Below are 12180 nucleotides of genomic sequence, written 5' to 3' on the forward strand. Positions count from 1 at the left end.
CCCTGAGCGTGACTCAGCACGCCGAAATCGCAGGGGTTAGACGGTTAGAGCTCGCCCTGTTCGAACGCGTCCTTGACTTCCTGCGCGTGCGCCACCTGCGCGGCCGTGTAGCCGATGAACAGTGCGGCGAGGCCGACGATCACGGCGACCGCGGCCACCCACAGCAACCCGTAGGTGTAGCCCTGATCCAGGGCGTGCAACTGCGCGGCGTTCATGTCCTTGACGGGTCCGTTGGTGCCGCCCAGGTACAGCGTGCGCGACGTGATGACCGCCTGGATCACGGCCAGCACGACCGGCCCGCCGAGGTTCTGCAGCATCAACGCGATCGCAGACACCGGGCCGATCTGATCGAAACCCACGCCGGCGATCGCCGACACGGTCAACGGGACCACGATCATGCCGATGCCGAAGCCGCCGACGGTGATCGGGAGGACCAGGTTCGGGAAGTACGGGATGTTGGCGTCCAGCGTGGAGCCGTAGATCATCGCGCCGAGCACCAGCACACCGCCGGCGATCACGAGCACGCGCGGCGGGAACAGCGACACCAGTGCCGACGACACCCCGAGTCCGATGCCGAGCGCGATCACGAACGGGATGAAGCCGATGCCCGCGCGTAATGCGCTGTAGCCCATGATGTCCTGCACGTAGAGCCCGATCAGCACGGTCAGCGTGAACATGACGCCACCGGCGAGGAATACCGCGGCGAACGTCGCGACCCGGTTGCGGTCCTTGAACAGGTCCAGCGGCATCACGGGGTTCTCGGCTGTGCGTTGGACGTAGATGAACGCCAGCAGGAACGCGCCGGCGGCCAGGCCCGAACCGATCGTCACCGGCGAGATCCAGCCCTGTTCGGGTCCCATCGAGAAGGCGAACACCGCGGCGGTGCAGCCCAGCGTGGCGAGGATGGCGCCCGCAGCGTCCAACTTCAGCCGCTCGCGATGGGTTTCGCGCAGGGTCCTGCGGGCGAGGTGGATCATCAGCAGCCCGATCGGGACGTTGATCAGGAACGCCCAGCGCCAGGACACCTCGGTGAGCGCGCCACCGACGATCAGACCCATGACCGATCCGATACCCGTCATCGCTGCGAAGATCGCCGTCGCGGCGTTGCGCGCGGGCCCCTTCGGGAAGGTCGTGGCGATCAACGCCAATGCGGTCGGGGACGCGATCGCCGCGCCGACACCCTGCAGCAGCCGTGCCGTCACCAGGGTCGCCTCGTTCCAGGCGAGACCGCACAGCACCGAGGCGATGGTGAAGAGTGCGACGCCGACGATGAAGGTGCGCTTGCGGCCGATGACGTCGCCGAGGCGACCGCCCAACAGCATCAGCCCGCCGAACGTCAGAACGTAGGCGGTGATGACCCAGCTGCGACCAGCGTCGGAGAGGCTCAGCTCGTCCTGAATCTTAGGAAGCGCGACGATGGCGACGGTGCTGTCCATGGTGGCGAGCAACTGCATACCGCCGATGGCAATGACTGCCGCGATGAACCTTCGCGACGGCAGCCAAGCCGGGTAGCTGCTGCTTCGCTCCCTCACCGGGTCGCCCACCTGCGCGGGAAACGACCGTTTTGCCCCGCCTTCGGCGTCGCGGAACATCGCTGCCCGCTCTGCGTCATTGAGAGCCGTCATAGCGAGTTACCTTACAGTAATCTTAAGAATCCTTTAACCGCCGAAGGCCGCCACGGGCCCGATCACGATGATCGCGGGGGGCCGAATGCCCTCTTCGCGGATGCGCACCGGGGCGTCGGCGAGGGTCGCCCGCAACGTTCGCTGCGCCGCCGTGCTGCCGTGCTGCACGACTAGTACCGGAGTATCCGCAGGTCGGCCACCGTCCAACAGCACCTTGGCGAATTGTTCGACGCGTTCGACCGCCATCAGCAAAACGATCGTGCCGGACATCGCGGCCAAAGCATCCCAATTCACTAACGATTCCGGATGGTCGGGCGCAACATGGCCGCTGACCACCACGAACTCGTGCGTGACGGCCCGATGTGTGACCGGAACGCCCGCCAGCGCAGGAACTGCTATGGCACTCGTCACACCCGGCACGACGGTGACCGGAATCCCCGCATCTGCGCACGCGATCACCTCTTCGTATCCGCGCGCGAACACGAACGGGTCGCCGCCTTTGAGCCGCACGACGAATTTGCCGGCCCTTGCCCGGTCGATGAGGATCTCGTTGATCGCGTCCTGGGCCATCGCACGCCCGTACGGGATCTTCGCGGCGTCGATGACCTCGACGTGCGGTGGCAGCTCGGCGAGTAGTTCCGGCGGCGCCAGCCGGTCGGCCACGACGACATCGGCGTGGGCCAGCAGTCGCCGTCCGCGCACAGTGATCAGTTCGGGGTCGCCGGGCCCTCCGCCGACGAGCGCCACCCCACCGGGCTGTACGCCGGGCGTCTCCGCCGCGATGAGCCCCTGCTGGAGCGCCTCGTGGATCGCCGAGCGCATCGCCGCGGACCGGCGGTGCTCCCCGCCTGCGAGCACACCGACCGAAAGCCCCTCGTACTCGAACGACGCGGGCGTGACGGCGGTGCCCTCGCGCGCCACGTCGGCGCGCACACAGAAGATCCGTCGCGCCTCGGCCTCGGCGACCACCGCGGCGTTGACGGCGGGATCGTCGGTGGCCGCAATCACATACCAGGCGCCTTCCAGGTCGCCGTCACGAAACTCTCTGAGCTCCAAGGTGATTCCAGCCATCGCCTCGACGGCCGGGGTGGCACTTCGGGCGATGACGTGCACGTCGGCCCCGTTGGCCACCAGCAGCGGGAGCCGACGCTGCGCCACGGTGCCGCCACCGACGACGACGACCTTCCTGCCCGACAGGCGCAGGCCGACGAGGTAGGCGTTCTCACTCACCCGGCGAGCTTAGAGGTTGTGGCCGCGGCGACGAAGCGGGCCATGGCGTGTGGGTGTGCGGCCGGATGGGTGTGGAGGTAGCTGGCGTGCACACCGCCGGTCACTGCACCGTCCCTGACGGCGTCGACATCACGGCCGGAGTACACCCATGCCGGTTGATAGCTGTCGGCGAATGTGACTGCGGTGCGGTGGAACTCGTGGCCGACGGCACGGTCACCGACGGCATGCAGCGGTGACTCGGTCACGGCGACGGCATTGCGATACCCCAACGTGAGGCGATCGGTGAAACGCGCCGAACCGGAAAGCACTCCGCACATCGGGTAGCCGTCGAGGTCGTCGACCAGATAGGTCAGCCCCGCGCATTCTGCGTGCACGGGCGCCCCCGACGCGGCGAGACTCCTGATCTGCTGGCGCGCAATGTCGTTGTCCGACAGCTCCGTGCTGAACTGTTCCGGGAACCCGCCAGGCAGCACCAGCGCGGCGGTCTGCAGCGGTAGCGGGTCGATCAGCGGGTCGAACTCCACAACCTCTGCGCCGGCCGCGTGCAGCAGTTCCCGGTGTTCGGCATAGCCGAAGGTGAACGCCTTCCCCGCCGCGAGTGCGACGGTCACGGGCTCGCCCGCGATCGGCGTCACGCCCGGATCCCAGAGTTCGTCGACGACCCGGCTGGTCGCGATGCCTGCGATCGCCTCGAGGTCGACGTGACGGCCGACCTGGCCGACCATCGCGTCCACGGCAGCACGCGCCTGCCTGCCGTGCTCGACGGCGGTGATGAGGCCGAGATGCCGTGATGGCACCGACAATTCGTCGACGCGCGGAATGACGCCGAAGACCGGGACTCCGGCATGCTCACACGCCTGCCGCAGGACCTCCTCGTGACGCGGTGAGCCGACGCGGTTGAGGATGACGCCTGCGATCCGGATCTTCGGGTCGAATGTCGAGAAGCCGTGCAGCAGCGCCGCGACGCTGTGACTCTGACCGCGGCTGTCCACCACGAGGACAACCGGGGCGCCGAGTAGCGCGGCGACGTGCGCGGTCGACCCCTCGGCGGCGCCGGTGAAGCCGTCCGCGATCCGGCCGTCGAACAGGCCCATCACCCCCTCGACGACCGCGATGTCGGCGCCGGCGCTGCCATGCCGGAACAGCGGGCCGATCAGCTCGTCGCCGACCAATACCGGGTCGAGGTTGCGGCCCGGCCGATCCGCCGCTAGCTCGTGGTATCCGGGGTCGATGAAGTCGGGACCCACCTTGAACGGTGCGACGGCGCGGCCCGCGCGGCGCAGCGCTCCCATCAAACCCGTTGCCACGGTGGTTTTTCCGCTGCCCGAAGCCGGTGCGGCGATGACGACGGCCGGCGTACTCACCACTCGATGCCCTTCTGGCCCTTGCGGCCGGCATCCATCGGGTGCTTCACCTTGGTCATCTCGGTGACGAGGTCGGCGGCGTCGAGCAGTGGCTGCGGCGCGTCGCGGCCGGTGATGACGACGTGCTGGGTGCCGGGCCGCGACGTCAGCACCGCGATCACGTCATCGACGTCGACCCAGCCCCACTTCAGCGGATAGGTGAACTCGTCGAGCACGTAGAAGTCGTGGCGCTCCTCGGCCAGTCGGCGGGTGATCTCCGCCCAGCCGTCGGCCGCGGCCGCCGCATGATCGTCCTCGCTGCCGTGCTTGCGCGACCATGACCAGCCCGCGCCCATCTTGTGCCATTCGACGGGGCCGCCGATCCCGTGCTCGTCGTGCAGGCGGCCCAACTGGGCGAAGGCGGCCTCCTCGCCGACCTTCCATTTGGCGCTCTTGACGAACTGGAACACCGCGACCGAGAAACCCTGATTCCACGCCCGCAGCGCCATGCCGAACGCCGCCGTCGACTTGCCCTTGCCTGCTCCGGTGTGGACCGCCAGCAGTGGGGCGTTGCGGCGTGCGCGTGTGGTCAGCCCGTCGTCGGGGACGCTGGCCGGTTGACCCTGAGGCATCTCTGACTCCCCGACTCAGGCGGCGGTACGTACGACGTCGGTGAGGTTGTCCGCGCGCAGCTGCGCCAGCCGAACCGCGGGCGCGCGGAGATGGTCCGCCAGCTGCTCCGCCAAACCCAGTCGGACATAGGAGGTTTCGCAGTCCACGACGACCGCGGCCGCCCCCTCGGCGACCAGCCGGGCAGCCGCCTCTCTCGTGCGGCCCAACGGATCCGGGCCGCCGGTGGCGCGTCCGTCGGTGAGCACGACCACCAGGCTGCGGCGGGCACGGTCACGCGCCTTCTCCCTGACCACGACGTCGCGCGCGGCCAGTAGGCCCTGCGCCAGTGGTGTTTTGCCTCCGGTGTCGAAGCGGGCCAGTCGCCGGCCTGCGATGTGCACCGACGAGGTCGGCGGCAACAGCAGTCGCGCGTCGTCTTGGCGGAACGTGATCACGGCGACCTTGTCGCGCCGCTGGTAGGCGTCGCGCAGCAGTGACAACGCGGCCCCGCTGACCGCCGCCATCCGGTCGCGGGCCGCCATCGAGCCCGAGGCGTCGACCACGAAGATCACCAGATTGCCTTCGCGGCCTTCACGAACGGCGTGGCGCACGTCATCGACCATCGGCCGGGGGCGCCCGGGCGCACGCTGATGCCCCGCCGCGGCCAGCAGCGTCCCGAACACGTGCAGCCCGTGACCGTCAGCGACATTCGTCGTCGACGACACGACGGTGCCGGTGCGGTTGCGCGCTCGCGACCTGCGTCCCGGTGCTCCCTCTCCCACGCCGGGGACGACGAGCGCCCGGGTCCGGAACACTGCGGACGGTGGCGCGCTGGGACGGGCGGCTGAACTCGAATTCCCCTGCGGCACAGGGTGGTCGGACATATCGCCATTGGACGGCTGGCCACCGCCGGGCGGGTCGGGGTCGGGCTCCTGGTCGGCGGACTCCCCCGCCTGCTGCATCGCCTCGTCGAGTTGTTCTGGATTCAGGCCGGGGTCGTCGAAAGGGTCGCGGCGACGCCGGTGCGGCAGCGCGAGTTCGGCCGCCACCCGGATGTCCTCCTCCGCGACGGTGTCCGCCCCACGCCAGGCGGCGTGCGCGACCGCCGTGCGGGCCACCACCAGATCGGCCCGCATACCGTCGACGTCGAACGCCGCGCACAGGGCGGCGATTCGTCGTAATTCGCTGTCCGGCAACTCAACCGAGCCGATCCTGTCGCGGGCCGCGGCGACGCGGTTGGCCAGTTCGGCGTCGGCGGCCGCGTAGCGTTCGGCGAAGCCGGCCGGGTCGGCCTCGAACGCCATCCGCTGCCGTACGACCTCGACCCGGACGTCGACATCGCGGGAGGCGTGCACGTCGACGGTCAGTCCGAACCGGTCGAGCAACTGCGGACGCAGTTCGCCCTCTTCGGGATTCATGGTTCCGACGAGCACGAAGCGCGCTTCGTGGCTGTGCGAGACGCCGTCGCGCTCGACATGCACCCGGCCCATCGCGGCGGCGTCGAGAAGCACGTCGACCAGGTGGTCGTGCAGCAGGTTGACCTCGTCGACATACAGCACGCCGCCGTGGGCGCGGGCCAAAAGGCCGGGCGAGAACGCATGCTCACCGTCGCGCAGCACCTTTTGCAGGTCCAGCGAGCCGACCACGCGGTCCTCGGTCGCACCGATCGGCAACTCGACCAGCGCCGCACCGTCCACCGCCTCCAGCACCTTGGCGAGACCACGCACGGCGGTCGACTTCGCCGTGCCCTTCTCCCCCCGGATCAGTACGCCGCCGATCTCAGGGCGCACCGCGCACAGCAGCAGCGCCAGACGCAGCCGGTCATGGCCGACGATCGCGCTGAACGGATAGGTCGTCATGACTTGACCATCGGGACGTGCGGGATGCCGTCGTCCAGGAATTCCGCTCCGTCGCGCACGAATCCGTGCCGCGCGTACATCTCCTCGAGATAGGTCTGCGCATTGATGCGGCACGGGTAGTCGCCGACCTCGGCGAGCGCGGCCTGCATCAGCCGGGTGGTGTGCCCCTGGCCGCGCTGGTCGCGTTTGGTGCAGACCCGACCGATGCGAAAGCCCTTTTGACCGCCGGGATGCTCTTCCATGAGCCGCAAGGTGGAAATGACCTCTCCGTCGGGCCCCTCGAGCCAGAAGTGCCGAGTTTCGGTGAGCAGGTCGCGTCCGTCCAGTTCGGGGTACGGGGTGGCCTGCTCGACGACGAACACCTCGACGCGCAGCTTGAGCAGTTCGTAGAGCGTCTCGGCGTCCAGGTCCTTGGCCCAGCTTCGGCGCAGCGCAACCGTCATCCGGCGCTCACCGGCCGAACGCGGTCCGCGACACCCCGGTCCATGGCTACCTGCGGGTCAGACACCCGTTCGATCACCCTCCGTGGTCGGTTATGTATCGGCTTGGCGGGTTTCAGGTTATCCCGCTGGCATCCCCCGACGTTGGCCCAGGTCGGCTGCGGCCCACGACTAAGGTGGCTCTCGTGACCGAGTGGGAGCCAGACGTGCTGGCCGGTTACCGGCAGCAGACGTTCGACCTGGGGCCTGATCCCGACGGCGAGGGAAACCTCGTCGCCACCCTGGTGCGCCGCGGCGAGGCGCGTCCCACGGCCAGCCACGCCGTTCTGGTGGTGCACGGTTTCACCGACTACTTCTTCCATACCCAGCTGGCCGATCACTTCGCCGATCGCGGGTTTGCCTTTTACGCACTAGACCTGCATAAATGCGGTCGATCGTGGCGCGAGGGCCAGACGCCGCACTTCACCACCGACCTGGCCCGTTACGACAACGAGCTGACGCGTGCACTGGACATCATCAACGCCGAGACCGGCGCCGACGTGCTCGTCTACGGTCACTCGGCGGGCGGGCTCATCGTGTCGCTGTACCTGGACCGGCTGCACCGCCGCGGCCTGACGCAGCGCAAACGCGTCAGCGGACTGGTGCTCAACAGTCCCTGGCTGGATCTTCAGGGCCCCTCGGTGCTTCGCGCCAAACCCACCGGCGCCGCGATCGCCGCGCTGTCACGGATGCGCAAGCTGTCCGTCGTGCGTTCGCCCACCCCTGGCGGTTACGGCACGACGCTGCACCGCGACTACTACGGCGAATTCGAATACGACCTCAGATGGAAGCCGATCGGCGGGTTTCCGGTCACGTTCGGCTGGATCCACGCGATCCGGCGGGGACACGCCAGGCTGCACCGCGGGCTCGACGTCGGTGTGCCCAACCTGATCCTGCGCTCCGATCGCAGCGTGCGCGAGGTGAAGGATCCCGACGCGATCCAACGCGGCGACGCCGTGTTGGACGTCAAACAGATCGCCCGCTGGGCCGGATGCATCGGCAACCGGACCACCGTCGTACCGATAGTCGACGCCAAGCACGACGTGTTCCTATCCGTGCCCGAGGCGCGACAGGCCGCCTACGACGAACTCGATCGCTGGCTCGACACCAATTTTTCCGAGAGCGCGAAGAATTCCGAACCTCCTGCGCGCCAACACAACCCGAACAAAGGGTGAGATCATGGACCATTTCGACATCGCGATCATCGGCACCGGTTCGGGCAACTCCATCCTCGATGAACGGTACGAGGACAAGCGGGTGGCGATCTGCGAGCAGGGGGTGTTCGGCGGGACCTGCCTCAACGTCGGCTGCATCCCCACGAAGATGTTCGTGTACTCCGCCGGTGTCGCTCAACAGATAAGGGAGTCGTCGCAATACGGCATCGATGCTCACATCGACGAGATTCGCTGGGCCGACATCGTCTCGCGAGTGTTCGGCCGCATCGATCCGATCGCCGCCGGCGGGGAGAACTACCGTCGGTCATCGCCGAACGTGAGGGTCTTCGCCAGCCACACCCGTTTCACGCCGACAAAACCCGACGGCCGCTACGCGTTTCGCACCGAGGACGGCGATGAGTTCACCTCCGACCAGGTGGTCATCGCGGCGGGCTCGCGGGCCGTCGTGCCGGAGGCCGTCACGGCGTGCGGGGTGAACTACCACACCAGCGACACCATCATGCGCATCGCGGACGTGCCCGAGCACCTGGTCATCATCGGCGGCGGTTTCATCGCATGCGAGTTCGCCCATATCTTTTCGGCTCTCGGCAGCCATGTGACGCTGCTGATCCGCGGCGGCACCCTGCTGCGCGGCCACGACGACGACATCGCCATGCGCTTCACCGACATCGCGTCGAGGAAATGGGAGATCCGCAACCACCACGAGCTGGCCGACGCACACAACGTCGGCGACGGCGTGGAGATCACGTGCACGGACGGCACGAAGGTGCGCGGCGACGCCCTGCTGGTCGCCACGGGGCGCATACCCAACGGTGATCGGCTCGACGCCGAACTTGCCGGGGTGAAGGTCAACGCCAACGGCCAGGTCGTGGTCGACCAGTACCAGCGCACCACCGCGCGCGGGGTGTTCGCACTCGGCGACGTGTCGTCGGACTATCAACTCAAGCATGTGGCCAACCACGAGGCCCGAAGGGTGAAACACAATCTGTTGCAGGACTGGGACGACACCGACGCGCTGATGCCGTCAGACCATCGCAACGTGCCGTCCGCGGTGTTCACCGACCCGCAGATCGCCAGCGTCGGCCTAACGGAAAATGAAGCTCGGGCAAAGGGTTTCAGAATCAAGGTGAAGATTCAGGACTTCGGCGACGTCGCGTACGGCTGGGCGATGGAGGACACGACGGGGATCGCGAAGATCATCGTCGACGACGACAGCGGCCTGATCCTCGGCGCACACATCATGGGGCACCAGGCGTCATCACTGATTCAGCCGGTGATCCAGGCGATGAACTTCGGCCTGCCCGCCCAGGACATGGCCCGCGGCCAGTACTGGATTCATCCGGCGTTGCCCGAGGTGATCGAGAATGCGCTGCTGGCGATCTGCGGCGAACCGCCCTGGCCCCCTTCGAAGCGGCACTGACTCAGTCGGCGGGCACCCAGCGTTTCTCGACCTGACCGAAGCGCCAGACGGCGAGGGCGATCAACCAGGCTGTGACGAACAAGCCGACGATCATGAACCCGACGGACTCGAGGTTCGCAGATCCGATCGCGGCGATCGGGCCGGATTCGACTCCCAGGCGCTCGACCAGCAGGCCGGTCAGCACGATGACGCCGATGACCAGGGCAACGATCACCGAGAGCACCGTCACGGTCAGGTTGTAGTAGACCTTGCGGATCGGTTTGAGGAACGCCCAGCCGTAGGCCCTCGCCATGAAGATGCCATCGAGCGCGTCGAACAGGCTCATCCCGGCCGCGAACAACACTGGCAAGACGAGGATGGCGTACCAGGGCAATGTGAATGCCGCCGTACCCGCGGCCAGCACAAGAAGTGCCACCTGCGTGGCGGTATCGAATCCCAGCCCCATCAGAAGCCCGACCGGGTAGAGATGCCATGGCTTGCTCACGCGGCGCATGACCCTGCCGAGGAGCCTGGCGAGGAAGCCGCGCTGCTGAAGCTGCCGCTCGAGTTCGGCCTCATCGAAGTCACCGGTCCGCATTTGGCGGAAGACCTTGGCGATGCCCACCGCGGCGAACAGATTCGACAGTCCGATCAGGATCAAGAATGTGCCGGCGACGAGCGAACCGATCAGGCCGAGAGTCTGCAGCATCGGCGAGCCCTCATCCTGCACGGGGCCGACCACCGCGCGAACGCCGATAGCCAGCAGGAACGCCAGACCGAACACGACGCTGGAATGACCGAGCGAGAACCAGAACCCGGCAGTCAGGGAGCGGGTGCCCTCCCCGACCAGCTTGCGGGTGGTGTTGTCGATGACGGCGATGTGGTCAGCGTCGAACGCGTGTCGAACTCCTAACAGGTAGGCCGTCACGCCCAGGCCGACGCCGAAGACACCGGCCGAGCCGAGCGTGATGTGCTGAGGGGCGACGCCGAAAACCAGCACTCCCCAGCCGAAGACGTGAAGCGCCAGGACAATACCGCCCATCGCGGCGATCGTCGTCCAATCTTTTCTGTCGAGTCGAGTGGACGGGGATGCCTGCAGCTGCTCGACGACGGCCATGATGCCGACCCTAGGCGGCTGTGCGTTATCTGTCTAGCTGAACACATGTTCATTCGAGCCTCAATCTCGCAGACGATCCATGGCCGGAGCGCACCCCGCGCCCGCGCCAGCCGTGGACCGACGTGCGAGATGTGAGATCGGAAGCGACGGCGGGGTGATCACCCGAGCACGATGCCCTGCTGGGGCAGGTCCGTACTAGCCATGTGATACCCCACCGTCGCCGAGCGCTCGGCCTCAGGCCGGCCGCCCACCGGGACCGGTCGTCCCCACGTAGTTGCCGTTGTTGTAGTGGTCGGTGTAGGTGGTGCCGTCGCTGGCGCGATAGGTGCACGCCGAGCTCCTCAGGTCGACTGCGACGGCGGTTTGGTAGGTGCCGCCGGCCGCCTTGCACTCGGTCTTGATGGTGTTCTCGTTGATCGGCTTACCGAACGCGCTAGGCGCGGCGATCCCGGCGACTGCGGGCATCGCGAGCGAGGCCGACAGCGCGGCGATGACCGCCGCGCGTTTGAACAGTGGATGTTTCATGACTTTCTCTTTCTGTTGAGAACCAGACACGGAGCGGCCTGGTCGTTTGGTTGACGAAAGCAGTGTCGGAAGCGAGGTTTCGGAAGTGCTGTTGCGATCGTGAAATATGCAGGTGAAGACGCTTTTAGCGAGGTCGAAATCCCGGATCCGTCCGCCGCGATGTGCTCGCGGGCACGGGGGCTGTCACCCACATCGGTGATGGCCCGGTCGCGTCGCCCGCGATTTCACAAATGCATCACGATCGCCGAATGTTCGCCCGGCACCGTTTCTCCGGATGGCCAACCGGGCCTACGAACTGAGGAGAGATGTGATGGACATCGTGACCTATGGATGCGTCGGCTACATCCTGATCATGGGGCTGGCGTTGTATTACGCCCACCGCAATCGGGGCGAATGAAACACCCGACCGACCGGCGGATGCGGATTCGCCGGTCGGCTAGCGCATCAGCGGTGCCGAGCGCCGATCCAGTGCAACAGATCGTGCACGGTCTCATCTTCGAGGCGGTAGCTGACCGATCGACCTACGCGTGTCGACGACACCCAGCCCTGTTGGCGGAGCACCCGAAGCGCCTGTGACACCGCGTTCTCGTTGCGCCCCAAGGCCGTCGCGAGATCGCCGACGCAGATCCCGGGCGCCCGGTGCAGCGCCAGCAAGATTTCAAGCCGGTTCGGATCGGACAACAGGTCGAAGCGCTGCGCCCAGCCCGACGTGTCGACGTCGGCAAGGGCCGACGTAGCGCGCCGCACGACCGCTTGGGCCTCTGCTTGCTCGCCGGTTTGCGCCACCAATCAAATCTAATCCCTCGGACGGCCGAA

Annotated in this window: 11 protein-coding genes; 2 read left to right on the forward strand and 9 right to left on the reverse strand. The window is 67.3% G+C overall.

The window, feature by feature from the left end:
* Window positions 1-44: 44 nt before the first annotated feature.
* The 6 genes from H7J93_RS11525 to H7J93_RS11550 are packed head-to-tail and all read right to left on the reverse strand — an operon-like array spanning window position 45 to window position 7112.
* Complete coding sequence (locus H7J93_RS11525) at window positions 45-1625, reverse strand: MFS transporter (protein ID WP_267306416.1); 1581 nt, start codon at window positions 1623-1625, stop codon at window positions 45-47.
* Between the two features lie 33 nt (window positions 1626-1658).
* Window positions 1659-2855, reverse strand: a complete 1197-nt coding sequence (gene cobA, locus H7J93_RS11530) for a uroporphyrinogen-III C-methyltransferase (RefSeq protein ID WP_267306417.1) — start codon at window positions 2853-2855, stop codon at window positions 1659-1661.
* Window positions 2852-4219 carry a cobyrinic acid a,c-diamide synthase CobB gene (locus tag H7J93_RS11535; RefSeq protein WP_267306418.1) on the reverse strand — a complete coding sequence of 456 codons (1368 nt, stop codon included), beginning with the start codon at window positions 4217-4219 and terminating at the stop codon, window positions 2852-2854. The genes cobA and H7J93_RS11535 overlap by 4 nt, the downstream gene beginning before the upstream one ends.
* Window positions 4216-4830 (reverse strand): cob(I)yrinic acid a,c-diamide adenosyltransferase, encoded by a 615-nt coding sequence (gene cobO, locus H7J93_RS11540; protein ID WP_267306419.1) that lies wholly within the window; start codon window positions 4828-4830, stop codon window positions 4216-4218. Before cobO ends, H7J93_RS11535 begins: the two co-directional genes overlap by 4 nt.
* 15 nt (window positions 4831-4845) lie before the next feature.
* On the reverse strand, window positions 4846-6669 hold the full coding sequence (locus H7J93_RS11545) for a magnesium chelatase subunit D family protein (protein WP_267306420.1): 1824 nt from the start codon (window positions 6667-6669) through the stop codon (window positions 4846-4848).
* The gene (locus tag H7J93_RS11550) at window positions 6666-7112 is read right to left on the reverse strand and encodes a GNAT family N-acetyltransferase (protein ID WP_267306421.1); all 447 of its coding nucleotides are present in this window, start codon (window positions 7110-7112) and stop codon (window positions 6666-6668) included. The genes H7J93_RS11545 and H7J93_RS11550 overlap by 4 nt, the downstream gene beginning before the upstream one ends.
* A 182-nt stretch (window positions 7113-7294) precedes the next feature.
* On the opposite strand from H7J93_RS11550, the gene H7J93_RS11555 reads away from it, so the two are divergent.
* Together H7J93_RS11555 and mtr are read left to right on the forward strand one after the other, a co-directional pair.
* The gene (locus tag H7J93_RS11555) at window positions 7295-8323 is read left to right on the forward strand and encodes an alpha/beta hydrolase (RefSeq protein WP_267306422.1); all 1029 of its coding nucleotides are present in this window, start codon (window positions 7295-7297) and stop codon (window positions 8321-8323) included.
* Between the two features lie 4 nt (window positions 8324-8327).
* Window positions 8328-9743 carry a mycothione reductase gene (gene mtr, locus H7J93_RS11560; protein ID WP_267306423.1) on the forward strand — a complete coding sequence of 472 codons (1416 nt, stop codon included), beginning with the start codon at window positions 8328-8330 and terminating at the stop codon, window positions 9741-9743.
* A 1-nt stretch (window position 9744) separates the two neighbouring features.
* Here the strand turns inward: mtr and nicT are convergent, their stop codons facing one another.
* From nicT to H7J93_RS11575, 3 genes are all read right to left on the reverse strand, one after another.
* Entirely contained in the window at window positions 9745-10839 is a 1095-nt protein-coding gene (gene nicT, locus H7J93_RS11565; RefSeq protein ID WP_267306424.1) for a Nickel transporter NicT, read from the reverse strand.
* A 234-nt stretch (window positions 10840-11073) separates the two neighbouring features.
* The gene (locus H7J93_RS11570) at window positions 11074-11364 is read right to left on the reverse strand and encodes a hypothetical protein (protein WP_267306425.1); all 291 of its coding nucleotides are present in this window, start codon (window positions 11362-11364) and stop codon (window positions 11074-11076) included.
* Between the two features lie 444 nt (window positions 11365-11808).
* Window positions 11809-12150, reverse strand: a complete 342-nt coding sequence (locus H7J93_RS11575; protein ID WP_267306426.1) for an ArsR/SmtB family transcription factor — start codon at window positions 12148-12150, stop codon at window positions 11809-11811.
* Window positions 12151-12180: the final 30 nt, after the last annotated feature.

Source organism: Mycobacterium barrassiae, from assembly GCF_025822765.1.
GTDB lineage: Bacteria > Actinomycetota > Actinomycetes > Mycobacteriales > Mycobacteriaceae > Mycobacterium > Mycobacterium barrassiae.